At 39.6% G+C, this 23,331-nt stretch carries 22 protein-coding genes; 10 read left to right on the forward strand and 12 right to left on the reverse strand.

The features are described from left to right. Positions 1 to 13: 13 nt before the first annotated feature. Entirely contained in the window at positions 14 to 184 is a 171-nt protein-coding gene (gene hemP / locus M5E07_RS10700) for a hemin uptake protein HemP (protein ID WP_044739433.1), read from the forward strand. A gap of 91 nt (positions 185 to 275) precedes the next feature. On the opposite strand, the gene M5E07_RS10705 is transcribed toward hemP, so the two are convergent. The 4 genes from M5E07_RS10705 to tfpB form a co-directional block, all read right to left on the reverse strand. Continuing rightward, a complete protein-coding gene (locus tag M5E07_RS10705; protein ID WP_252219150.1) occupies positions 276 to 1,631 on the reverse strand; it encodes a sensor histidine kinase in 1,356 nt (451 codons plus the stop codon). Further along, on the reverse strand, positions 1,632 to 2,294 hold the full coding sequence (locus tag M5E07_RS10710) for a response regulator transcription factor (protein WP_252223787.1): 663 nt from the start codon (positions 2,292 to 2,294) through the stop codon (positions 1,632 to 1,634). 101 nt (positions 2,295 to 2,395) lie between these two features. Then, on the reverse strand, positions 2,396 to 2,761 hold the full coding sequence (locus M5E07_RS10715; protein ID WP_252219152.1) for a NirD/YgiW/YdeI family stress tolerance protein: 366 nt from the start codon (positions 2,759 to 2,761) through the stop codon (positions 2,396 to 2,398). 173 nt (positions 2,762 to 2,934) lie between these two features. Beyond that, on the reverse strand, positions 2,935 to 4,692 hold the full coding sequence (gene tfpB, locus M5E07_RS10720; RefSeq protein ID WP_252219154.1) for a type IV pilus assembly ATPase TfpB: 1,758 nt from the start codon (positions 4,690 to 4,692) through the stop codon (positions 2,935 to 2,937). A 252-nt stretch (positions 4,693 to 4,944) separates the two neighbouring features. Here tfpB and M5E07_RS10725 point away from each other — a divergent pair, with 252 nt between their 5' ends. Both M5E07_RS10725 and M5E07_RS10730 read left to right on the forward strand, forming a co-directional pair. Continuing rightward, positions 4,945 to 6,204: an MgtC/SapB family protein gene (locus tag M5E07_RS10725; protein ID WP_252219156.1), complete on the forward strand. Its 1,260-nt coding sequence runs from the start codon at positions 4,945 to 4,947 to the stop codon at positions 6,202 to 6,204. 253 nt (positions 6,205 to 6,457) lie between these two features. Beyond that, entirely contained in the window at positions 6,458 to 7,408 is a 951-nt protein-coding gene (locus M5E07_RS10730; RefSeq protein WP_252219158.1) for a sensor domain-containing diguanylate cyclase, read from the forward strand. On the opposite strand, the gene tsaA is transcribed toward M5E07_RS10730, so the two are convergent. Continuing rightward, positions 7,394 to 8,110 (reverse strand): tRNA (N6-threonylcarbamoyladenosine(37)-N6)-methyltransferase TrmO, encoded by a 717-nt coding sequence (gene tsaA, locus M5E07_RS10735; protein WP_171304962.1) that lies wholly within the window; start codon positions 8,108 to 8,110, stop codon positions 7,394 to 7,396. The two genes, M5E07_RS10730 and tsaA, sit on opposite strands and share 15 nt — an antisense overlap. 105 nt (positions 8,111 to 8,215) lie before the next feature. Between tsaA and M5E07_RS10740 the strand changes: the two genes are divergently transcribed. Next, complete coding sequence (locus M5E07_RS10740) at positions 8,216 to 8,995, forward strand: ferredoxin--NADP reductase (RefSeq protein WP_116761667.1); 780 nt, start codon at positions 8,216 to 8,218, stop codon at positions 8,993 to 8,995. A gap of 458 nt (positions 8,996 to 9,453) precedes the next feature. On the opposite strand, the gene M5E07_RS10745 is transcribed toward M5E07_RS10740, so the two are convergent. Beyond that, positions 9,454 to 10,020, reverse strand: coding sequence for a TetR/AcrR family transcriptional regulator (locus M5E07_RS10745; protein ID WP_252219160.1), 567 nt, complete (start codon positions 10,018 to 10,020; stop codon positions 9,454 to 9,456). A gap of 259 nt (positions 10,021 to 10,279) precedes the next feature. On the opposite strand from M5E07_RS10745, the gene M5E07_RS10750 reads away from it, so the two are divergent. Then, complete coding sequence (locus M5E07_RS10750; RefSeq protein ID WP_252219164.1) at positions 10,280 to 11,119, forward strand: hypothetical protein; 840 nt, start codon at positions 10,280 to 10,282, stop codon at positions 11,117 to 11,119. Between the two features lie 107 nt (positions 11,120 to 11,226). Next, positions 11,227 to 12,015 carry a DUF2071 domain-containing protein gene (locus M5E07_RS10755; protein WP_252219167.1) on the forward strand — a complete coding sequence of 263 codons (789 nt, stop codon included), beginning with the start codon at positions 11,227 to 11,229 and terminating at the stop codon, positions 12,013 to 12,015. A 33-nt stretch (positions 12,016 to 12,048) separates the two neighbouring features. Here the strand turns inward: M5E07_RS10755 and M5E07_RS10760 are convergent, their stop codons facing one another. Then, on the reverse strand, positions 12,049 to 12,687 hold the full coding sequence (locus tag M5E07_RS10760; RefSeq protein ID WP_252219169.1) for a cation efflux transmembrane domain-containing protein: 639 nt from the start codon (positions 12,685 to 12,687) through the stop codon (positions 12,049 to 12,051). 63 nt (positions 12,688 to 12,750) lie between these two features. On the opposite strand from M5E07_RS10760, the gene M5E07_RS10765 reads away from it, so the two are divergent. From M5E07_RS10765 to M5E07_RS10775, 3 genes are all read left to right on the forward strand, one after another. After that, positions 12,751 to 13,155 carry a Cd(II)/Pb(II)-responsive transcriptional regulator gene (locus tag M5E07_RS10765; RefSeq protein ID WP_044739419.1) on the forward strand — a complete coding sequence of 135 codons (405 nt, stop codon included), beginning with the start codon at positions 12,751 to 12,753 and terminating at the stop codon, positions 13,153 to 13,155. 80 nt (positions 13,156 to 13,235) lie between these two features. Next, positions 13,236 to 14,630 (forward strand): prephenate-dependent tRNA uridine(34) hydroxylase TrhP, encoded by a 1,395-nt coding sequence (gene trhP, locus M5E07_RS10770; RefSeq protein WP_252219171.1) that lies wholly within the window; start codon positions 13,236 to 13,238, stop codon positions 14,628 to 14,630. A 3-nt stretch (positions 14,631 to 14,633) separates the two neighbouring features. After that, complete coding sequence (locus M5E07_RS10775) at positions 14,634 to 14,882, forward strand: YfhL family 4Fe-4S dicluster ferredoxin (protein ID WP_116761679.1); 249 nt, start codon at positions 14,634 to 14,636, stop codon at positions 14,880 to 14,882. 145 nt (positions 14,883 to 15,027) lie between these two features. Here the strand turns inward: M5E07_RS10775 and ahpF are convergent, their stop codons facing one another. The 4 genes from ahpF to M5E07_RS10795 all read right to left on the reverse strand — a co-directional run bounded on the left by ahpF (position 15,028) and on the right by M5E07_RS10795 (position 19,620). After that, positions 15,028 to 16,593, reverse strand: coding sequence for an alkyl hydroperoxide reductase subunit F (gene ahpF / locus M5E07_RS10780; RefSeq protein WP_252219174.1), 1,566 nt, complete (start codon positions 16,591 to 16,593; stop codon positions 15,028 to 15,030). A gap of 138 nt (positions 16,594 to 16,731) precedes the next feature. Further along, complete coding sequence (locus M5E07_RS10785; protein WP_252219177.1) at positions 16,732 to 17,661, reverse strand: hypothetical protein; 930 nt, start codon at positions 17,659 to 17,661, stop codon at positions 16,732 to 16,734. Between the two features lie 32 nt (positions 17,662 to 17,693). After that, positions 17,694 to 18,812 carry a toxic anion resistance protein gene (locus tag M5E07_RS10790; RefSeq protein WP_252219179.1) on the reverse strand — a complete coding sequence of 373 codons (1,119 nt, stop codon included), beginning with the start codon at positions 18,810 to 18,812 and terminating at the stop codon, positions 17,694 to 17,696. Positions 18,813 to 18,825: 13 nt separating this feature from the next. After that, complete coding sequence (locus M5E07_RS10795) at positions 18,826 to 19,620, reverse strand: tellurium resistance protein (protein WP_252219182.1); 795 nt, start codon at positions 19,618 to 19,620, stop codon at positions 18,826 to 18,828. Between the two features lie 293 nt (positions 19,621 to 19,913). Between M5E07_RS10795 and M5E07_RS10800 the strand changes: the two genes are divergently transcribed. Beyond that, complete coding sequence (locus tag M5E07_RS10800; protein ID WP_252219184.1) at positions 19,914 to 21,968, forward strand: TonB-dependent receptor plug domain-containing protein; 2,055 nt, start codon at positions 19,914 to 19,916, stop codon at positions 21,966 to 21,968. Positions 21,969 to 22,191: 223 nt separating this feature from the next. Here the strand turns inward: M5E07_RS10800 and M5E07_RS10805 are convergent, their stop codons facing one another. Beyond that, complete coding sequence (locus M5E07_RS10805; RefSeq protein WP_252219188.1) at positions 22,192 to 23,307, reverse strand: beta-ketoacyl-ACP synthase III; 1,116 nt, start codon at positions 23,305 to 23,307, stop codon at positions 22,192 to 22,194. Between the last annotated feature and the right edge of the window lie 24 nt (positions 23,308 to 23,331).

The raw sequence follows: 23,331 nt of genomic DNA on the forward strand, positions 1-23,331 counted from the left end.
GGAGCAAACAAAAATGAACGCACCTTTTAGCTTATTTACACGTCACACTGAATCTGCACATGCACTACCAATGCTACATTCCAACAACCTTTTTGCCCTTGGACGTGAAATTCGCATCATGCATGCAGGTGAAGAATATCGTCTACGTTTAACTCGGAATAATCGTCTTATTCTCACGAAATAAAAACAAAATAAATTGATAATAATAAACGTGGGAACTAGCAGTATGTCAGCGCGTACTGCTTTTTTATTTACAGGCTAAATAGAACAATATCTCAAATTTCAGGTGTTTCAAATTTTCTAAAATACAACTCTACTTTTAAACCGCCATAAGATGAGACCGAAAAATCTATGCTCGCATGATGCAGTTGCACAATTTTTTTACAGATCGAGAGTCCTAGCCCCGAACCTGTCGTTTTACTGCCCAAAGCCCGATAAAAACGCTCACCTAGACGCGAGATCGTATCGCTGTCCACGCCTTCACCTTCATTTTCAATACAGAGACACACCTGTTGTTGCTTGACCATGACTTGAATATAAACACATTTATGGGGTTGGCTATAACGTATGGCATTATCCAAAAGATTACGTAAGCAAACCGTCATTAACTCAGGATTTACCTCAATCCAACAGGGCTCCAAATTAGACACCACTTGGATCTGCTTCTGCTGCCTAAATATTTCCAAACTGTTCCAGACGTCCATCACCAGTTGGCTTAAATTAAGCGATGATAGCGGAAAATCTGCCGTTTCTGTCGGATCTAAACGCGCGAGAAGCAAGAGGTTTTCTAGGACTTGGGTACCACGACTGACATCTTGCTGAATTTGTTGTAATTCCTGCATAAATTGAGGCTGATCTTGATATTTTCGTTGGAGTACTTGTAAGCGTAACTGAATTGCAGAAAGCGGTGAACGTAATTCATGCGAAGCATCTGCGGTAAAGCGCTGCTCTGCTTGTAATGATTGATCTAAACGTTGTAATAACTGATTCAATTGCAAAATAATCGGCTGAAGCTCATCAATGATGGGGGCATTCTGCGTAATTGGCGTTAAGTCCTGCGCACTTTTATCCGCTATTTTTTTAGATAACATTTGCATGACTTTAAACTGACGTGCAATCGCGAAATGTGCAAACAACCATTGCAACAACCACAAGACCATTAACAAAACCGCATATACAGCAAAACTACTCAAGACATTTTCAAAACGAACTTGCATGGGTTGATAAATCACCACCTGCATCTGGGTATCCCGATCAAAGGATTGGTAGCTTCGCCACAGCGCATGTTGAAACCAAACGTAATCAAAATGCTCATGCTGCATATTTGAAAAATTCACCATAGATGCCAATTCAAATGAATCCGATTGAAGCACGACCGTTTGCTGATGGATCAACTGATATTGCAGATCAAATTCATCACTCAACTGTGCGATATGCGGTCCTTCATTTTGATTGGGCTGAACAAGAAGCAAAGCATCGGCAATTTCATCCATAATTTCGTCTTGCATACTCATGCTTTGATACATTGAGATACTCACCAACAAAGCAAAAGCGACTACACCTGCTGCGACTGAACTCAGCACAGAGGTCTTTACCAGTCTCTTTTGCAGCGAAATATGTTGGGCAGCCATTTAACCATCCTGATTCATTCGATAGCCTAGTCCTCGAACTGTTTTTATCAAACTAGAGCCAATTTTCTTACGTAATTGATAAATAAATACTTCTATGGCATTACTTTCAATTTCTTCGCCCCACGCATATAGCGACTCTTCGAGTTGTTCTCGGGTCACAATATGTTCAGGTTTTTGCATTAATTTATATAAAATCTGAAATTCTTTCGCGGTAAGATGAATCACCTGCCCATTTTGCTGAACAACCTTGGCTTGTGGATCAAGTTGTAAATTGGCAAAAGATAAATACTGACCTGTAGATGATTGCTGCAAACGTAATTGTGCACGGACTCGCGCTGATAATTCTTCCAAACTAAACGGTTTGACCAAATAGTCATTGGCCCCTAAATCTAAGCCTTCAACACGGTCATGAATGCTGTCTCTTGCCGTAATAAAAATGACTGGAATATCTTGCTGGCGTTTTCTGATGGTTTTAAGAATGTCATCTCCCGTGGCTTGCGGTAAACCTCGATCCAACAAAACACAGTCATATTGATGCTGTTGTATGGCATGAATAGCGTAGTCTCCACGGTCAACCCAATCCACACTATAACCATCCATTTCTAACCAAGTTTTAATACTCTCGGCTTGGGAATGATCATCTTCAGCTAATAATATACGCATCATGTACTCACATTAGGTACTCAATCTCAGCATGCCTTGATCTGGTTTAAAATGCAAAAGCCACATGTTTTGCATGTGGCTTCAGTTCAATGGATGTCTGATTAAAAAGTTAAAGTATCAACATCAATTTCAACACGTTTGGTTGGGAGATAATCAATATCCACTTCACCTGTTAGTGTAACTGGTGTTTTTGCCGATACGGGCTGACCACGCCATAATTCATCATCAATATCGACCGTAATACTGCCCGTCTGGTCTTGGAACTGATATTTCTCATCACCCAAAGCCTTGATAACATAGCCTTTCAGTTTTACGGGCGTGTCATCTTTTAATGTTAATGCCTGCTTGACGGTAATTTGTGTTGGAGCAATCGCCTGCTGATTCACTACTGCTGGATTGGCAAGCGCAAAACTACTCACTGTAACTACCAAAGCTGCACTTACTGCTATTTTAGAAATTACATTCATTACTTCACCCTCACATATTCATGTCTTGATTTGGTTAATGCAATTAAAACAAAATAACATGAGTTGAATCTTAAGATGGGCTCAATGCAGCATATTTCAACACAATGAGCAAAACCTAGACCGAACAATCAAGTACGGTGATTCATTTGAATCAAATGAATCACCAACAAGTCCTAATTCAATGGCACGACTCTTAACACTTCTTCTAAAGTGGTCATGCCCGCAATCACTTTACGTGCACCCGCAATACGTAAAGGTTCAATGCCTTCTTTTTTCGCCTGTTGACGCAACTCATTTAAATTTGCATTTGCACCAATCAATTGCTTGGTGGTTAAACTAAGCGGCATAAATTCGTAAATACCGACACGACCTTTATATCCTGTATGACGACATGCTTCACAACCGACAGCGCTATAAACTTTTTCGGGCATTTCCATAATGTAATCAAACGTTAAATGTTCCCATTCATTTTCATTGATATGACTTTCTTTTTTACAATGTGGACAAAGTTGACGTACCAAGCGCTGTGCTAACACACCAAGAATTGTTGCAGCAGTCAAAAACGGTTGCACACCTAAATCATGTAAACGGGTCAAGCTCGATGGCGCATCATTGGTATGTAGTGTTGAAAGCACCAAGTGACCCGTTAATGCCGCCTGAATTGCCATATTGGCTGTATCGTGGTCACGGATTTCCCCCACCATAATAATATCGGGGTCTTGACGCATGAGTGCGCGCACGCCATCAGCAAAACCCAGCTCAATGGCAGTGTTCACCTGCATTTGGTTAAAACTCGGTTCCAGCATTTCAATCGGATCTTCAATGGTACATACATTCACTTGATCCGTTGCTAACTTCTTCATGGAAGAATATAAAGTCGTGGTTTTGCCCGAACCTGTTGGTCCTGTCACCAAAATAATGCCATGACTATGTGAGGTTAAACTTTGCCAATCGCTTAACAAGCCGCCTTCAAAACCTAATTGCTCAAAACTACGCACCAAAACTTCAGGATCAAAAATACGCATCACCAACTTTTCACCAAACGCTGTAGGTAAAGTGGATAAACGTAATTCAGTTTCTTGTCCTTTAGGTGTACGGGTTTTTAAACGTCCATCTTGTGGTTTACGCTTTTCCGCGACATTCATTCGACCCAAAATCTTAATTCGAGAAATCACCGCCGTCAGGGTATTGGCAGGCATGTTGTAAATGGTATGTAACACTCCATCAATACGAAAACGGACTTTACCCGTATCTTTACGCGGTTCCATGTGAATATCACTGGCACTTTGTTCAAATGCAAACTGCAAAATCCAATCGACCAATTTCACAATATGCTGATCATTCGCATCTGGATTTTGCGTGTCGCCTAATTGTAATAAAGCTTCCACACCCTTATTTTCACGATCATGAGTACCAGACTTCTGCGAGTTCGATACCGCACGACTCACTTGATAATATTCAACCAAATAACGCTGTAACTGATCTGGACTGAGCAACACCCGTCGAATCTTTTTAGGCAATAAACTGCGCTCTAGATTACCAACCCATTCCGTTTTATACGGCTGATCCGTCGCAATTAAAATTTCATCCGCTTTCACTTCTACTGCAAGAATTCTGTTACGAACAGCAAACTCTTGCGACATTACATTGGTCAGCGCACCCACATCTGCTTTGAGTGGATCAATCACATATAAAGGGAGATTAGACTTATCTGCCAACCATTGCATTAAACGATTCAAGGATAAAGTCGCTTGAGGGTGAAGCTGATCTCTTAAATTAAAATTTGCAATCCATTGTAAAGGATGCCATTTAAGTTGCTCACGCTGACGGTGTGTAGTTTGTACTAATATTTTTTCACGCTCATCAATGCGGCCATCTTTAAATAATTGCTCTAAACACCAAGTCGTATCAATTTCAAAATTAAAATTCATTATTCTAAGCCTCAATTTCTAGCGACACTATAACAGACTTTATTTCTAGGATGTTTATCGACTTAAATCATTAAAACTACTGATTAATATATTGATATCTCCAGATTGATTTTTTTTAATCTCGGTGAGTTAGTTCATAATTTCTGTCTGAATTATGGTATAAAGAATAAAATATCCTCAGTTAGGGGAAAAGTATAAAAAATCCATTATTCACATAAATATAGATCAACAATAACAAGGTTTAAATTACTCATGTCTAATCTCCTCTTCAATCTGGCCTTAGAACAGGCATCCTTTCAAGAACTGTTAACAATGATGGCAGTTGCTTTGGGCTGCGGCTTAGTTATTGGATTAGAGCGAGAAAGAAGCAAACAACGTGAAAACCCAAACAGTTTTGCAGGTGTACGTTCTTTTGCCATCTGTGCCTTGATGGGCGCACTGTGTTTTTCCTTGGGCCCGATCATTGGTATTGTGGGTGCCATGATTATTGGGGCAATAACGGTATTTTCACTTCGCAACCAAATAGATGACCCAGGTGTAACAACTGAATTAGCCTTTGTGATGACTTATTTTATCGGGGCACTTTGTATATGGCATGCACCTTTCGCAGCAGGATTATCGGTCATACTCACCATCATTTTAATGCTAAAACACCCAATTCATGGCTTTGCTAGTCAATGGATAACAGAGCGCGAATTTCGAGATGGTCTATTCTTACTGGCTCTGATTTTGGTTGCATTGCCGCTAACGCCCAACACGCCACTTTGGGGTCCAGTATTAAACCCTCACATTATTCTTAAACTACTGGCTTTAATTCTTGCTGTTCAAGCACTTGCTCATATTGCAAAACGCTTACTCTCTGCCCAGAATGCACTCATTTTGTCTGCATTAGCCTCTGGTTTTGTATCAAGTACAGCCACTATTGCCAGCTTAGGTATGGAAGTGCGTGCAGGACGTGCGGAAGCAGTGCCCAATGCAGGTGCTGCATTACTATCTTGCGTAGCTACCCTTTTACAACTCCTCCTCATCGTCGCAGGGATTAATTTAAGTTGGTTCAAGCTCATTATTCTGCCGGCATTCGTAGCCATGAGTATTCTGATACTGTGGGGACTGTGGCTCATGCGTAAAACTAAACCCACTACTCCAACAGAACATCCGGATGGGCGCATGTTTAGCCTGAAAGAAGCTGCAATTATTGCAGCAACACTCACAATTATTCAGGCAGTCGTTTATGGGTTAAGTTTACTTTTAGGCGATGCAGGCTTAATTATAGGGACGCTTTTAGCATCTTTATTTGAAATCCATGCAGCAATGGCTGCAATTGTTGTACAAGGGGATCCCTCCAATCATACGCTTGTCTATGCCCTCATTTTAGGAATGGTAGCCCATGCAATCGCCAAATCTATTAATGCAAGCCTCACAGGAGGACGTAAATATGCCCTAGCCTTTGCACCTGCTCAAATTTTACATATGCTGGTTTTTATTTTGATTTTATGGTGGATGATTTCTTAAATAATTCTATGTATATTATTCACCCTATTCCATTAAAAGCAGGATTTAAACTCACATTTGGCAAAATCCTTTATTTTATAAAAATATTAATAATCAATATGTTACACATTAATTATTTTAAATGAGACTTAAATCGCATTTTAAATCGATTCATTTTTGTATTATGGTGTGATACAACCAATTATTAATTAAGAATCACTTAAAATAATAGCTGAACTTATTTCCTTATTTTCTGTTGTCAAAGGTTCGTGCAATGAACGACATTGGTTTTAAAAGCTTTCATGATGCAGGACAGGCTGTTCTTAATTTTTTATATCAACGCTTTGGTTTTGGTCTTTGGATGATTACCCGTGTTGAAGGTGACGACTGGATTATCTTACAAACAGAAGATCATGCTTATGATATACATGCAGGGCAAGTCTTTAATTGGGCCGATTCATTTTGTTCTCAGATGGTCTTGAGCAATGGTCCTAAAATTGCCCCGCTATCCGATGATATCCCCGCTTATCACCAAGCACCCATTGCACAGCAACTCAAAATTAAAGCCTATATCGGTCAACCCCTAACCAAAGAAGATGGCAGCCTATTTGGAACTTTATGCGCGATTGATCCAGAACCAAAATCTGAGAGCCTTAAAGAAGAACAAAATTTAATTGAGTTACTGGGAGATTTACTCAGTCAAATCTTACAAACTGAACTGAGAGAAATTGAGCAGACGCGTAAAAATGAACGTTTACAAGCCGAAGCACTCCGTGATCCACTCACAGGTCTGTATAACCGTCGGGCTTGGGATCAGTTTATCCTTGCTGAAGAAGAACGCTGCCAACTCTATGGACATCCCGCCACAGTATTTATGTTAGATTTAAACGATCTCAAATTCATAAATGATATGCACGGACATGCGGCTGGTGATGAACTCATTCGTCAAACAGCGGTCGTTTTAACTGAAAGTTGCCGTAATACCGATATCATTGCACGTCTGGGTGGAGATGAATTTGCAATATTAACCGTAGAAAATGACTTAGAATCTTCCCAAGCTCACCAAAAACGAATCCTTCAAAACCTACAGGCAAAACAAATTAGTGCAGCAATTGGCTTCGCGCAACGTGACCCAAGTGATGGCATTCTTACTGCCTGCTTACAAGCCGACAAAAACATGTACCAAGATAAACTCAAGCGCAACTACGGCCTAAATGGACTCTAAGGTAATCACCTCTAAGCTTTGACCTTGAATGACAAAACTTACATCTAGCTGAGCAAATTTCATTTTATAAATTCGCTCACTATCTTCCTGATAAGCTGGTCTTGGGTCTAATGACAATACCTGATCTAATTCTTCAAATCGTGCTTGAGTTGTAAACTGCTGTGCCAACAATCGCTGCTTTTCTAATAGGGCTAACTCGGACCAATGTACGTTCATTCGTGTTGGTTCTTGTTGCGCATAACCACTTTGCGCCTCAAATACAGCATCAGAATAATGAATATAGGGTTTAATATCTAGAATGGGGGTTCCATCTAACAAATCACTCCCTGTGAGATAAACTCTGACAGACTTCCCCTCTTTTTTTACCGCTTGTAACTGTACAACAGATAATCCTATCGGTGCAGGTCGATACATGCTACGTGTCGCAAAAACCCCTATTTTCTTATTTCCCCCCAAACGTGGTGGACGAACTTGCGCACGGAACTGGTCTTTTTTATGCTGATTCTTATTGTCATGAAACTGCCAGACTAGCCATAGATGACTAAATTCTTCAATCCCTTCAAATGCAGCCAGATCATTATAAGGCGCTTGCATCTCTATATAAGACTGCACTTGAACCAAATTGGGCTGTCGTGGAATTCCAAATTTTTCCTGATACGGTGAGTGCATAATTCCAATAATGGGGAGCTGAATTTCAGACATAATCACTTTTTCTGATAAGTTCAATTAAATATATTCAGTTTATCGAGAATGATTTTAGATTAGAATAGCAAGCTGTTCTAATTTGATAATTTATTGAGACCTTTCATGGCTGCTTTTAACGTCGAAAAGATTACTCACGTACACCACTGGAATGACACGCTCTTCAGTTTTAAGACGACACGTGACACCGCATTACGTTTTAAAAATGGTCAATTTGTGATGATTGGTCTTGAAGTCAATGGTAAGCCACTTATGCGTGCTTACTCTATTGCAAGTGCAAATTATGAAGAAGAGCTTGAGTTTTTCTCAATTAAAGTACCCGATGGTCCTTTAACTTCTATTTTACAACAAGTCAAAGTTGGTGATGAACTTTTAGTTTCTAAAAAACCAACAGGTACATTGGTTCTTGATGACTTAAACCCAGGTAAGAATTTGTATCTTCTTTCTTCAGGTACAGGTCTTGCACCATTCTTGTCGACTATTCGTGACCCTGAAACGTACGAACGCTTTGAAAAAGTCATTGTTGTACACGGTACACGCTTCATTTCTGAATTGGCTTACCAAGACCTTATTCTGAATGAGTTACCAAACAACGAATTTTTCGAAGAACTTGGCATTAAAGACAAGTTAGTGTACTACCCAACTGTGACTCGCGAAGAATATCCAAACCAAGGACGTGTTACCACAGTCATTGAAACTGGCGAAATTTTTGAAAAGATTGGTTTACCACGTTTCAATCCAGAAACTGACCGTGCAATGCTTTGTGGTAGCCCAGCATTCCTTGATGATGTCGCTGCACTTTTAGATCAACATGGTCTTAAAGAATCACCACGTATGGGTGTTCTTGGTGATTATGTGATTGAACGCGCATTTGTTGAGAAATAATCCTCTTTTCAAGTTAAAACCGAGGAAATCCCTCGGTTTTTTTTATTTTTCAGTAAGTTAATTTTTACCTAAAATGTACAATTTTTAACCCAAAGCGCAAAATTTCGTCATAAACTCCAATAAATCGACTAAAAAGTGTTGTCGAGATCAACAAAAGTACCTATAATTCGAATCAAGAACAGACAGGTCTGTCTAGTTCTATATGTGACTTTGTTGAGCTGATGTAATTTATAATCAATCCAGAGGGTACTTTATAATAATTATAATAAACGATATAAGAAAGGAGATTCTAAGCTCCTCTAAAACATTAATATTTTAGACAGCTTCTGCTCGGGGCCGGCTAAAATATTAATATCAGGGAACTATCAGCGAGGCGTGAATACCATTTATGGTATTCACGCTTTTTTATTTAGATGCCTGCTCTAATTACTTCACTTATCCGTTAAATGGAAGTCTATTTAGACTTCCATAAGCTCAAGCTGAATCAGCTTATAGACTCGTTTCCAATACTCATCAATTTTAACTAAATTCTTGTCCATTTGAGCTTGTATGGTCATACCATCCAAAATACTTGCCAATAGGCTAGCAAGCTGAAAAGACTGGGTGATCCCTAATTTTTCCAGTGCAACCCGGATACGTTCAGTCAACCACTCTTTGTATTCCATTGCAGGTTGCATGGTTGAAGGATAAACCTTGGAAACCTCCTCAACTGCTTTTTGAAACATACATCCATTAAAATCGTCCATCTGAAACCAAGCGTGGTACCAGTAAAAAATGGTTTTAATATGGTCTAAATATTCTTCAGCCCGACACTGAGCAATTGCTGCATCTAAAGATTCTTGTAAGTTCATATTTCTACGGTGTAAGCACTCTTCAATTAGTTTCGCTTTAGAAGGAAAATATTTATAGAATGTCATTTTAGCGACACCCGATTCACTAATAATTCGATCAATCCCAATCGAGTTATAGCTATAAGAATTGAAAAGATGAAGCGCAGTACTAATAATGTCGTCTTTTTTGGACATGCTATTTACCTACCAAACTTATCTTTAAGCAGAAGTGGGTCAAAATGAAATAAAAAAAGGGCATCTTTTTTAAATAAAAAACATATGAGTTACATTATATCATTATTTAAATGTGATGACTGAGTTGATACGTAAAGTTTCGTATGTGTCTATTCTATAATAATAAATCAATAAAAGTGAAGCATGCTGTGTAAATCTTTATAGCATATTTAACTTTTTTTTAATATGATTAAATCATTCAAAATCTGACATCTCGAACATGAGTACACTTGCTTTTACACAATCAGAAAATGCGCGATTGGAAGCTTTAAATTTTATTCGGCATTCGGTGGAACCATCTCTATGGCATCGGCATATCGAGCAAGTGAACACACTCAAACAGTACAGTCTTCAACATCCATTATTTCAACAAAAAATTCTAGAACGCTTACATAACCAAGCGCTTTCACTTGAGCAGCTCAAGTTAATTCATATCAATTATTTCGCCGCAATTGTCAAAGTCTTTACCGATGCATTAAGTATGCTCATCTATCAAGCGTACCAACTAGAACAGCACCCAAACATTCATAGGCAGCAGCGTATTCATGCGAAGGCCTATGCACGTTACCTATTGTCGTTAAACCTGATTGATGAGTTAGGTTTTAACACCTATCAATTACCACTCAGTTCTCCAAGTAAATCGCATTTGGTTTATTTCATGGAATTACTTCAAGCTTTAGAGATTGATCCATTTAATGAACAAGAAGTATGTAATGAAGCGTACGAACTTGATCAGTTTATTCAATCACATTTAGACTCATACGAGCACTTGCTATTAATTTTAGCCTGTGCAGAATTACAAGTGATTAAATATAGCGAAGCATTACGTATCAATTTAGAGAAATATGATTCGCGCTTAACTGAAGGTTATTATGATTGCCACGGTATTGTTGATCATACAAATAGATTAGCCAATGATGATAATCATGAAGATGATATTTGGTCGCTTTTCACCCAAAGTTACCAAGGCATTCAAAGCAACGAATATCAGACTGTGGTACAGGAATATCTAGATCTTTGGGCAAAGTTTTGGAACAAAATGCATCTACTCAGTACATAATTTTATCTTGCCATGTTCACATCGACATATCTTTGGTCGATGGCTTTACGGCATAAGCGACTTTACTTAGAATAACCACAATTACAATAAACTTTCTAAAAAAATCAATGGTTTTTCCCAATCTAAAATTTGAAGATTTTTTACATCCACGCCCGAAACCGACTGGCATTGATGTGCAATGTAAATTACAACATTTTGCAATCATTACCTATGCCATTGACCCAGCATGCTTTAACGACATCATCCCGCCTCGATTTAAGCTTGATACCATCGAATATCAAGGTAAAGAGCAAGTACTCATGTCAGTTGTGCCATTTATCAATGTGGATTTTAGCTCTGCTGTTTTTCCTTTTCCCAATTTCAGCATGGGACAAACCGATTACCGCGTCTATGTTATAGATCAGCACACGCAAGAACGTTGCGTTTGGTTTTTAGGAACCACGTTAGATTCATGGACACTCATTGTCCCTCGCTATTTATGGCAACTTCCTTGGCAGTCCGCAGTATTCAATTTTGAATGTCATCAAGATGAGTACGGCTACTACAAGCAATATAAGATGCAAACCCAGTCGGCATGGGCAAATGCTGAATTACAACTCACACAATCCAAAGATGACCCTTGGAATTATACAGGCTTCCCAGATCTAGAAAGTCATTTGGTTTATCTGACTCATCCTCTCGCAGGTTTTTATCATCGTCGTGATGGTAAATTAGGGACTTATCGCGTTTGGCATGATCGTCTACAGTTAAAACCAGCTCAATTGCTTCATGCAAAATTTGACTTACTTGATCGACTGAATTGGGTTTCCTTTGAAGATCAACTGAATCCTTATAGTGTACTAATTGAACCGATCAATGAATTCACCATTTATCTGCCGCCACAAGTCATTCAGTGAAATAAAAAGAGAGCATAGCGCTCTCTTTACTCATTAACACTCTTCTAAGTTACTCACAGTTTTACTGCTATTACGCTCTGCCAATGCCTGTTTAATGACACGATAACCGCCTGTTAAACCGAGAATTGACATAATTAAAGCCACAATTAAATCAGGAATTAAGCTGCCTGTGCCAAACACACCAATTGCAGCAAAAATCACGGCAATATTACCAATCGCATCATTACGGCTACACAACCAAACCGATTGCATATTGGCATCGCCATCACGAAAAGCATATAAAATAAAAGCTGAAATCACGTTCGCAATTAAAGCTAAAACACCAATCATCCCCATCGTAATGGCTTCGGGAGGAATACCTTGAATATAGCTATACGCTGTTTTTGTGATAACGATTAGGCCAAAACTCGCCATCGTCAAACCTTTCAGTAACGCAACAGTGGCACGCCAATATAAACTTGCACCCAACACCGCTAGTGAAATGGCGTAATTGACTGCATCACCAAAAAAATCGAGTGAATCTGCCCAAAGTGCTGAAGAGTGCGCATACGCCCCACCGATCAGTTCAACAAAAAACATTGTCAGGTTAATAATCAGTGCAATCCATAAAGCTGTTCTAAATTTACTATTGGGTTTGACTGGTGCGGGTTCATGACTACAGCTACAAGCCATTTCCATACTCCTTGATCTATATTATGCTTATTTAAAACTATGGACTCGCTCTAAGGTCAAGCCATGCAGCATTATTTAATCCACCAACTCGCAAAAAAAACGCAATTACCTGTTGATACAGTACGCTTTTATGAAAAAAAGCATTTGATTATTCCTAGCTACCGTGCCGAAAATAATTATAAATATTATGATGAAGCAACCTTAAAACGGCTGCAATTTATCAAACAGTGCCGCGGCTTGGACATGTCACTTGCCGAAATTCAACAATTGATTGATCTCATTAAACAACCACAACAAGGGTGCCAAGTTGTCGATCAAATGATCGAACAGCATATTTTACAAGTGGAAAAAAACATTGCCGAATTGATCTCATTTCAAAGCCAGTTACAGGAACTACGTCAATCCTGTTCCAGCAATACCACCATTGATCACTGTCAGATTTTGAAAAATCTAGGTTTATCAGAATAAAACCGACTAATTTACTGGGTTGAATCCTTTTTTTATATCCATACAATAAAGACATATTATTTGTATGCCTTTATTTTGTCATGAGCATTCACCACGTTACCGAACTTCTCTCTCCTGCTGGATCTTTAAAAAACATGCGTTACGCATTTGCTTATGGAGCCGATGCGGTCTATGCAGGACAACCACGTTATAGCTTACGTGTTCGTAATAATGAGTTTGATCATGACAACCTCGCCATCGGGATTCAAGAGGCACATGATTTAGGTAAAAAATTTTATGTTGTGGTGAATATTCAACCGCACAACAGCAAGCTCAAAAACTTCATTCGTGATTTAGCACCTGTGATTGCCATGCAGCCAGATGCACTGATTATGTCGGACCCTGGCTTAATTATGATGGTACGCGAGCAATTTCCAGACATGCCAGTACATCTTTCGGTACAAGCCAATGCTGTGAATTGGGCAACCGTGAAATTCTGGAAAAATATGGGGCTGACTCGCGTGATTTTGTCACGTGAATTGTCCCTAGAAGAAATCGAAGAAATTAAAAATCATGTTCCAGACATGGAAATTGAAGTATTTGTGCATGGCGCATTGTGCATGGCCTATTCTGGACGTTGCCTCCTTTCAGGCTATATGAATAAACGCGACGCCAATCAAGGCGCTTGTACCAATGCCTGCCGTTGGGATTACAAACTGCACCAAGCTCAAGAAAATGAAACAGGTGATGTGATTCCTGTGCATCAAGTCAATGAAACCCAGTGCTGTAATAGTGATGCAGATGAACAACATGCTATAGCGCAAAATCAATGCACAGAACCTGTTTTACTACAACGTAATGAAGAAGATATGTTTGCCGCAGAAGAAGATGAACACGGCACGTATTTTATGAACTCTAAAGACTTACGTGCAGTACAGCATGTCGAGCGTTTGACCCAAATGGGTATTCATTCCCTCAAAATTGAAGGTCGTACCAAATCTTATTTCTACTGCGCGCGTACCGCACAAATTTATCGTAAAGCCATTGATGATGCGTTGGCAGGCAAACCCTTCGATCCATCGCTGATGTTACAACTGGAAGGCTTGGCAAACCGTGGTTATACCGAAGGTTTTTTACGTCGCCATGTGCATAGCGAATACCAAAATTATGAAACAGGTTCTTCACGTTTTGATCATCAACAGTTCTGTGGTGAAGTGTTAGAACGTCACAGGGACTACATTAAAATTGATGTGAAGAACCGCTTTGTGGTGGGTGACTCATTGGAACTCATGACCCCTCAAGGCAATATTCAATTTGTACTGACCGAAATTTTGGATAAAAAAGGCAATTCTATTCCAGATGCCAAAGGCTCAGGTCATATTGTTGATATTCCTATTCCTGCCGATGTCGATATGCAATATGCCCTGCTGATTCGTAACCTGCCAAACTCAGAAATCGATATTTCGGCTTCTTCACTGGCTTACGTGGCAGGTTAAGTCATGGCTTTGAGAATTACGGATGCTTGTATCAATTGTGATATGTGCTTACCAGAATGTCCGAATGAGGCGATTTTTGAAGGACAAAAAGTTTATGAGATTGATGTAGCTCGCTGTACAGAATGTGTCGGTTTTTATGAATATCAAACCTGTATGGCAGTCTGCCCGATTGATTGCATTGAAGTTCATCCTGAACACATTGAAAGCAAAGCAGTATTAGAGGAGAAATTTAAAGCGCTCAATATTATTTAAAAATAAAACTGTTTTGACCAAGTTATTGGGGGAAAACAATAAACAATAAAAAAAGGAACATCGGTGTTAGCGTCCTCAGTTCCTATAAAAAGTAAAAAGTTTAATAGCAAGCCAACATAACTCAGTGTATGTTGGCTCTTTTTTATTATTGACCAGAACGGATCATGTAATCAAAAGCAGATAGAGACGCTTTTGCACCTTCACCCGTCGCAATAATAATTTGCTTGTATGGGACAGTAGTACAATCACCCGCAGCAAATACGCCTTTCGCATTGGTCTCATTGCGTTCGTTAATCACAATTTCACCACGTGGAGTGAGTTCAACTGCGCTTTCTTTTAGGAAGTCCGTATTTGGTAATAAACCAATTTGTACGAAAATCCCAGATAACTCAACAGTGTGCTCAACATCGGTTGCACGGTCTTTATATTTCAGGCCTGTCACTTGAGCACCATCACCAATCACTTCAGTAGATAATGCATTCATGATCACAGTGGCATTTGGCAAGCTATTTAACTTGTCTTGCAACACTTGGTCAGCACGCAGTTTAGTATCAAACTCAACCAAAGTCACGTGCTCAACAATACCTGCCAAGTCAATTGCCGCTTCTACACCAGAGTTACCGCCACCAATCACGGCCACACGTTTGCCTTTGAACAAAGGGCCATCACAGTGCGGGCAGTATGCAACACCACGGGTACGGTATTCTGCTTCGCCTGGTACATTCATTTCTCTCCAACGCGCACCAGTCGAAAGAATCACTGTTTTCGATTCCAGTTTGGCACCATTTTCAAGTTCAACTTCAACCAAACCATTCGCTGTTTGATCTGCACCAGTAATTTTATTCACACGTTGCAAATTCATGATGTCTACACCGTATTCACGAACATGTGCTTCCATATCCTGTGCGAATTTCGGACCAACCGTTTTCTGTACAGTAGTAAAGTTTTCAATATCCATGGTATCCATTACCTGACCACCAAAGCGTTCAGCCACAATACCTGTTTTAATCCCTTTACGTGCTGCATAAATTGCCGCTGTACCCCCCGCAGGTCCACCACCGATTACCAAGACATCAAAAGCATCTTTAGCATTTAACTTGGCTGCTTCTTTCTCAGCAGAGTTGGTATCCAGTTTGGCAATGATTTCTTCCAACGTCATACGACCTTGACCAATATGCTGGTCATCTTGGAACACCATTGGGACAGCCATAATTTTGCGTTGTTCAACTTCTTCTTGGAAGAATGCACCATCAATCATGGTTGCAGTTGAACCTGGATTATAGATGGCAATCAAGTTCAAAGCTTGCACGACATCTGGACAGTTGTGACAGCTTAAAGATACAAACACATCAAAGTTAGATTTAATATTTAAACCTTTAACCTGATTTAACACCTCTTCAGAAACTTTTGGTGCGTAACCTGATACTTGTAACAATGCCAAAATTAATGAGGTAAACTCATGCCCCATTGGCAAGCCCGCGAAGTGTACACGGGGTTGCTCCCCTGCTTTGGCAATTGCAAAGCTTGGACGACGTGAATGTTCACCATCAAAGCGTGCGATCACTTGGTCTGATAACAGTGCAATTTCAGTCACCAGTTCTTTAATTTTTTCAGATTTTTCTGAAGCATCTAAAGACGCGATAATTTCAATTGGGCTTTCAAGACGTTCTAAAAGTGTTTTTAATTGAGCAGAAGTATTTTGATCTAACATTGCTAACGACTCCAGTGGAGAGAATTAAGTTGATGAAGACATCATAGTGAAAAACATAAAATTGGTAAAACAGTTTGTATTTATAAATACAATCGCTTTATTAGATAATAAATAAAAATCTTAAATAACATGAATTACTTATCTGACATTTTTTAAATTTTGCTCAATTCTACGTGTTCTTGCAGCAAAGTACCGCGAAAATGAATAGAGAATTAAGCTCAAAATAACATTTACTATAAATGCTGAAATAATCACAACTTGTAAAATATTTCCCCACTTTTGAGCCTGTTCAATTTTTGGAGAAATAGATTTTGCTAAAGGCGTTATCGCCTTACCGTAGAGTTGCTGCTGCATCGACCATAATTGTGAAGCACTAAAACCATATTGTATAAAATCAGGATCGCTTTTCTCGGCATCGACCAAAGTCAACACATAAGGAATGGCCGCATTTTCATCGGTAGGCGAATGTAACAATGCAATTTGCGCCAGCACGTAGGCTTTAACGGGCGGTGCTAATTGGGTGTGATCTAAATATTGGGCCAATTCACTTTCATGCAAGCTGTTTTTATACTCAATTGCAGTTGCATAAGGATCTGCTGCTTCATCATTCCAATCATATTGAACATAGGTCAGAGTGGACCAAATACATATAAATGCGACTATCCAGCCTACAAATTTCAATATAAAAGACTGAAAACGAATCGCAAAGAAGCGAATTTTCTTAAGAAAATAAATAACAAAAAAAGCGCCAATAAAAGCACTGGTCATTTTTAAAAACAACCAACCAAACCAAGACAATAAATTAAAAAAGTAATTTGGTGCTTGCCCAAACTGTGTCAACTCAGCATCTGCCGAGACAGGAATATGCAGTTGTTTGACCTCTGGGCTGATGCCAAACCAACTGTAAAGCATTTCCTGTTGTAGAAAATAACTGATCAAAGCCACAAGTGCCAAACTGGTTGTGAATATACACCACCCCATCAGATGTGTTTTTCGACGCTTTAAAATCTGCACACCTTGCTGAATATTGGCGGTATTGACTGCATATTCATCTTCTAATTTGGACAAGTGACCTTCCTGTAAAATACTGAAATAAGAATTTAGCGTTGATTTGACTCTAATACCAACTGGCTCAAATTACTTTGTAAATTACGTAACCGCTGTGCCGCCTCTTCTCGCTTTTGCATCCCTTCTTTTTGTACTTGGAGTACATCATTCACCGTTTGGATTAAGGTATTTTGGACGTGCTCAAGGGTGTCGATATCAATCACAGAACGCTGATTGGCACGCGCTGTATCGACAGAATTTTGATGGAGTAAATCGGCATTACGGCGTAATAAATCATTGGTCGCATCATCAATGGTATTTGCCAACTGCACACTATTTTTTTGCTCTTGTAAGGAAATGGCCAAACTAATCTGGTTTTTCCAAGCGGGTAATGTAATGTTTTTGATGGCATAAAACTTATCCACCAACATTAAATTATTGGACTGGATAATCCGAATCATAGGCAAAGTCTGCATTGCAGATTGCTGTAGCACCTGCAAATCACTGACTCGTTTCTCCAGATTATTCGATAGATGATTCAGATCGTAAATTCTCTGGGTAATGGTCTGATCTTGTTCTTGTGTAGTGAGTTGAGCAATTTGCTGCTGAACTTCATGCTGCTTGATCTTGCCCGCAGCCACATAAATGCCTAACTGCTTATATTCATCTTGTACTGAGTCAAACATGTGTTCGAGTGTTTTAACTCGGTCTTTTAAGCCAGATTGTGACGCTTCAATTTCTTTAACCAAAGCATCAATTTGCTCCTTGGTGGTATTAAAGTGCTGATCAAAACTCTGCTTCGCACCTTTGAATTTACTTAAAATACTGCCCAAAAAGCCTGAACTTTTAGACTGATTCAGAATACTGCTGCTATTTAATTGCTGTGCCACTTGTACAACTTGATTCAACTTTTGTCCCGTAGCATCTAAATCTTTGTTTTGCACCAAATTCAGCAATTCATCTGTATACGTCGACGTTTGAGTCGCAATGTGCTTACCGTATTCAGCAACACTCTGATGACTCATATCTTCCAATTCTTTGGTTGCAGTCATCACCTCAGCCAAATCTGAAGGCTGCAAACCTAGCTCTTTTAAATTAAGTTGCTGAAACTGTTGTTCCGCGATTTCTGGTGTCATGGCAACAGTTAAATGATTTTGCTCAGAATTGGTCATAATTCACCTAATTTTATGAAGAGTTCCCCGAAGGTTTCTCTAATGATTTTCTTAAAGTTTTAATCAGTTTTTCACGGCTATTATCTAGCTTTAATAGCTCGGAAGTCGAGTCTGTCTGTTGACTTTGTTTGATATGATATTGCCAAGCTGGAATTAACACCTGTTGCGCTTCGGTAAAACGGTCAAGTAAACCTAAAGACAGTTGCTGAGAAAGCTGTATTTGCTGCATGGCAATATCATTACTGGTCTGCACAGTTTGCAAACTATGTATTTTCTTGGATAAGCGTTCAGAAAATTGATCTAAAGGATGCTGCATACGTAGCATTTTCGGATACTCATGTACAAACTCTTGTGCCGCAACCACATAATTTGCCATTCTTAACCGTAAGCCTAGTAATTGCTGAAATCTTGATTGTGACTTCTGTATTTCTAAGCGTAATTTTTGACTTAAATGCTGGCAACGATCCAACAGTGTATCAAGATTTTTATAGTAATCGATTTGTCCTGAACCATGCTCAATGTCTATGCCAAGCCACTTCTGCAAAGCATTAAATCTGCGTTTTTTTAGGTATTTATTCGATTGAGTTAAGGCTTGAATAAGCTCTTCAATACTTTGCCTGAACTGTTGTGTAAGCAATGGATCAATGCCCTGCAACAACACAGCCTGAGCTTGAACAATCTGTTCAGCGTAATTCACCAATAATGCCGGATTATCAAAAATCGGCACCAATTCATTCCGTTGAATAGCTAAAATGTCCTGTCGATTGACCTCTATTTCAGATAAAGGAATCAGTTCAGTAACTTGCATTGCAATTTAGATCATGACCAGTACATCTCTGTTTTAACATAGCCATTAAAATTATCAACTCTGTATTTTTTATATCAAGGTAAAGCAGCCAATTGTCAGGATCTAAAATAAACAATAAATAAATTACAATCAGTTAAAAAAGCCATTCCCCGAAAATAACAACAAGCTAAACTTATATATTTATCAAACTGGCTAACTTTTTATTCGCCAAGAGAATAATTCAACAACTCCACAATCTTTCTCCATAGTTTTAGTTTAATCTTACGCAACATTACATTTGGAAACATAAAGTTATGGATGCGTTACAGCCTTCTTGGAAGTTTAGTGCACTTACTTTCGCTCTTTTGGGTGTCTCAATTACAGGCTGGGCTGCCGATAACGCACAAGTCGCTACAGCAGAACCTGTACAAGTTCTAAAGACATTAAAGCTCCAAGCAGACTCCTCAGCAAATAAGAATAACGATATTAGTGCCATTGCCAAAACCATTATCAATCGTGAAGAAATGCTGAAATATGGCGATCAATCTGTCAGTGATGCTTTAAGACGTGCGGCGGGTTTTCAAATGCCATCGGCTGCTGGCCCGCGTGGCCCCGGTGGAGCATCAGGTATGCGCTTCCGTGGTGGCGGTGCGCCTATTTTCATGATCAATGGTGAACCTGTACAAGGCGGGCCTCGCGGGGGTATGTCCATGATTGATACCCTTACGCCAGACATGATTGAGCGTATTGAAATTACCAAGCAGCCGAGTGTCACTCAAGCTTCTGTTGCCGCCTCTGCCGTCATTAATATTATTTTAAAAGAACCCTTACAAAGTTCACGTCTTGGCGGAACAGCTCGAGTGAGCTATGGATTTAACCACTCTGGAGCTTCAGAAGAAGAGCGCAAGAATATCACTTTACAGATGGATGGGCGTGATAGCCCTTGGTTATATAGCTTATCTGCCAATCAAAATTGGGATGACAGCACTTCAATAACGGAAACTCAAACAGCAAACCAAACTCGTGTACAAAAAAATGTCGCTGAACGTAAAGGCTCGATGATCAGTCCACGTCTTGAGTATGAAATTGATGACGAAAAGAAAATCGTGGCAGAACTGTTTTACCGCAATTATGAACGGGATGGATCACGTTCAGACCAAGTTCAGCAGGACAAAAATGACAGTATGCGCCTAAATACGCGCTTCGAACGTCAGGTGAATAAGAACTCGGACAAAGTCCGTCTGTCTTATGAAAAACAAAATGAAACTGAACTTACCCGCTCTCCACTTTCGTCCCTGTATATAGATCAGCAGATTGAAGAACTGGGTTTGGCATATGATGGTGTCCGCCAATTTGATGAACATCGTCAAATTAAGTTTGGCTTAGATACACATTCAAGCCGCTTAGAAAGTAATACAGCCGATACATTAGATGAACAGCGTTATGCGCTGTATAGCGAAGGCAGTTGGCGTTTTACCGATCAACAAACTTTGACCGTTGGTTTACGTCAAGAATGGATACATCGTACAGGTTTAGTCGATTATGACGACCAAAACCTTAGCCCAGTCGTTGCACATCGTTATGATTTTGATGATCATTGGTCACTTCAAACCAATATCAGCCAAGCATTTCGTAGCCCGAAAGCTGCCGATTTATTACCCGCAGTATCTATTTCTACAGACAGCGATGCAGGCAGCTTAAATAACCCTGACCGTGGTGGCAATCCATTTTTACGCCCAGAAAAAATCACAGCATATGAGTCCACTTTAGGCTTTAATACACCTGCGGGTGGTGTGAATGTGACGGGCTTCTATCGTCAAATTGATGACTATATTGAGTCGGTCATTCAACAAGAAAATGGACGTTACGTTAAACGTCCACAAAACCAAGATCATGCAACCACCTATGGTGTCGAGCTCTCTGGACGTTATGCATTAAAACAAAATGCTCAAGGGCATTCGTGGATGCTTAACGGTCAACTCTCGACCATTCGTGCCAAAGTTGAAGATGATATTACGCATCAAAATCGTTTAGTCAGTGATGTTGCACCCTATACAGCCAGTATGGGGCTTTCTTATAATTATCAGCCGTGGCAACTTTCGACCAGTGCCAATCTCAGCTATACCCCAGAGTTTACCCGTGCTTTAGAAAATCAAGCTTATGATCGTACCAGTAACGAACGAGTTAATCTGGACATCAGTGCAACTAAACGCTTTAAAAAGGGTTGGGCGACCACATTAAGCGCGCGCAACCTGTTAAGTACTGACTACAAAGAACGCCTGAATTATCAATCCGATGGCAGTCTGTATCAAGCACGTACAAGTCGAGCCATTCCTAGCGTATTGTTCAGCGTAGAAAAGAAATTTTAAATTATTCATTATGTGAATCTAAAAACCATCAAGTGACTGAAACGGCTTGATGGTTTATTATTTTTAAACTTATTTCATTTACTTAAAACACAATTGCTTGTTTCTCTTTTAATTCGACATAAAAAAACATCCTCTCATTATTCAAGCCAATAACCCTGAATATGAAAGGATGTTTTCAAATTTATAAAGCTAAGCCAAAAATGCAGGCTTCTAGGCTACAACATTAAGCAACGTGCTTTTGAACCAAAATTGATCCTACAGAATAACCCGCACCAAATGAACATAGTACGCCATATTCACCATCATTCACTTCGTGTGCAGAACGATGTAATGCAATAATCACACCCGCAGAAGAAGTATTGGCAAACTCATCGAGAATAATTGGAACTAAAGCGGGGTCTGCTTCAGCAGCTTCTTTACCTACAACTAATTTCAGAATTAGTTCATTCATGTTGGCATTGGCTTGGTGTAACCAGAAACGCTTTACTTGACTCGGCAAGATGCTGTTCTTTTCCAACTGAGCTGTAATCATTTTTGCCACAAGTGGACAAACTTCTTTAAACACTTTACGTCCATCTTGACGGAATTGTTTGTCATCACGTGAAGTGAGTTCAGAACCGTTTAAGAAGCCAAAGTTATTACGAATGTTGTTTGAAAATTGTGTAAATAAGTTGGTATCTAAAATTTCAAAGCCTGTTTTTGTCTCGGTATTTTCAATAATTGAAGCTGTTGCAACATCACCAAAAATAAAGTGGCAATCACGTGAACGGTAATCCGTATGACCTGAAGTTAACTCAACGTTTACTAACAACACACGGCGCGCACCCGACTTAATGGCATCATAGGCTTGTTTTAAACCAAAAGTTGCCGCGGAACATGCCACATTCATGTCATAGGCATAACCTTGAATACCCAGTGCCGTCTGAATTTCAATCGCAACCGCTGGATAGGCACGTTGTAAATTTGAACATGCCAAAATCACAACATCGATGTCTTCTGCAGTCACACCTGCATTTTCCATGGCTTGCTTTGCAGCAATCACGCCCCACTCTGCCTGAATAGATAACTCTTCGTCACTGCGCTCAGCTAAACGTGGGCGTAAACGGTTTGGATCAAGTACACCTGTTTTTTCAACCACATAACGGCGTTTTACACCAGACGCCTTTTCAATAAATTCGGCACTAGAACCACGGCGTGCTTCTAACTCGCCTGCTGCAATTTGCTCAGCATGGTCTTGGTTATACTGTTCCACATAAGCATTTAGACTTTCGACTAGCTCTTCATTGGTAATGACGTGTTCTGGGTGGAACAAGCCTGTACCTGTAATACGGATGCCCATGTAAAACTCCTTCTCTGAATTCGC

It is taken from the genome of Acinetobacter tibetensis (assembly GCF_023824315.1).
GTDB lineage: Bacteria > Pseudomonadota > Gammaproteobacteria > Pseudomonadales > Moraxellaceae > Acinetobacter > Acinetobacter tibetensis.

What these genes read in the sequence shown, in the direction of transcription:
- M5E07_RS10740 (WP_116761667.1), top strand. Translation starts at nt 8,216, where the DNA reads ATGGCTGCTTTTAACGTCGAAAAGATTACTCACGTACACCACTGGAAT.
- M5E07_RS10725 (WP_252219156.1), top strand. Translation starts at nt 4,945, where the DNA reads ATGTCTAATCTCCTCTTCAATCTGGCCTTAGAACAGGCATCCTTTCAA.
- trhP (WP_252219171.1), top strand. Translation starts at nt 13,236, where the DNA reads ATGAGCATTCACCACGTTACCGAACTTCTCTCTCCTGCTGGATCTTTA.
- tsaA (WP_171304962.1), bottom strand. Translation starts at nt 8,110, where the DNA reads ATGTCTGAAATTCAGCTCCCCATTATTGGAATTATGCACTCACCGTAT.
- M5E07_RS10765 (WP_044739419.1), top strand. Translation starts at nt 12,751, where the DNA reads ATGCAGCATTATTTAATCCACCAACTCGCAAAAAAAACGCAATTACCT.
- ahpF (WP_252219174.1), bottom strand. Translation starts at nt 16,593, where the DNA reads ATGTTAGATCAAAATACTTCTGCTCAATTAAAAACACTTTTAGAACGT.
- M5E07_RS10715 (WP_252219152.1), bottom strand. Translation starts at nt 2,761, where the DNA reads ATGAATGTAATTTCTAAAATAGCAGTAAGTGCAGCTTTGGTAGTTACA.
- hemP (WP_044739433.1), top strand. Translation starts at nt 14, where the DNA reads ATGAACGCACCTTTTAGCTTATTTACACGTCACACTGAATCTGCACAT.
- tfpB (WP_252219154.1), bottom strand. Translation starts at nt 4,692, where the DNA reads ATGAATTTTAATTTTGAAATTGATACGACTTGGTGTTTAGAGCAATTA.
- M5E07_RS10750 (WP_252219164.1), top strand. Translation starts at nt 10,280, where the DNA reads ATGAGTACACTTGCTTTTACACAATCAGAAAATGCGCGATTGGAAGCT.
- M5E07_RS10705 (WP_252219150.1), bottom strand. Translation starts at nt 1,631, where the DNA reads ATGGCTGCCCAACATATTTCGCTGCAAAAGAGACTGGTAAAGACCTCT.
- M5E07_RS10730 (WP_252219158.1), top strand. Translation starts at nt 6,458, where the DNA reads ATGAACGACATTGGTTTTAAAAGCTTTCATGATGCAGGACAGGCTGTT.
- M5E07_RS10800 (WP_252219184.1), top strand. Translation starts at nt 19,914, where the DNA reads ATGGATGCGTTACAGCCTTCTTGGAAGTTTAGTGCACTTACTTTCGCT.
- M5E07_RS10775 (WP_116761679.1), top strand. Translation starts at nt 14,634, where the DNA reads ATGGCTTTGAGAATTACGGATGCTTGTATCAATTGTGATATGTGCTTA.
- M5E07_RS10760 (WP_252219169.1), bottom strand. Translation starts at nt 12,687, where the DNA reads ATGGCTTGTAGCTGTAGTCATGAACCCGCACCAGTCAAACCCAATAGT.
- M5E07_RS10805 (WP_252219188.1), bottom strand. Translation starts at nt 23,307, where the DNA reads ATGGGCATCCGTATTACAGGTACAGGCTTGTTCCACCCAGAACACGTC.
- M5E07_RS10790 (WP_252219179.1), bottom strand. Translation starts at nt 18,812, where the DNA reads ATGACCAATTCTGAGCAAAATCATTTAACTGTTGCCATGACACCAGAA.
- M5E07_RS10755 (WP_252219167.1), top strand. Translation starts at nt 11,227, where the DNA reads ATGGTTTTTCCCAATCTAAAATTTGAAGATTTTTTACATCCACGCCCG.
- M5E07_RS10745 (WP_252219160.1), bottom strand. Translation starts at nt 10,020, where the DNA reads ATGTCCAAAAAAGACGACATTATTAGTACTGCGCTTCATCTTTTCAAT.
- M5E07_RS10795 (WP_252219182.1), bottom strand. Translation starts at nt 19,620, where the DNA reads ATGCAAGTTACTGAACTGATTCCTTTATCTGAAATAGAGGTCAATCGA.
- M5E07_RS10710 (WP_252223787.1), bottom strand. Translation starts at nt 2,294, where the DNA reads ATGCGTATATTATTAGCTGAAGATGATCATTCCCAAGCCGAGAGTATT.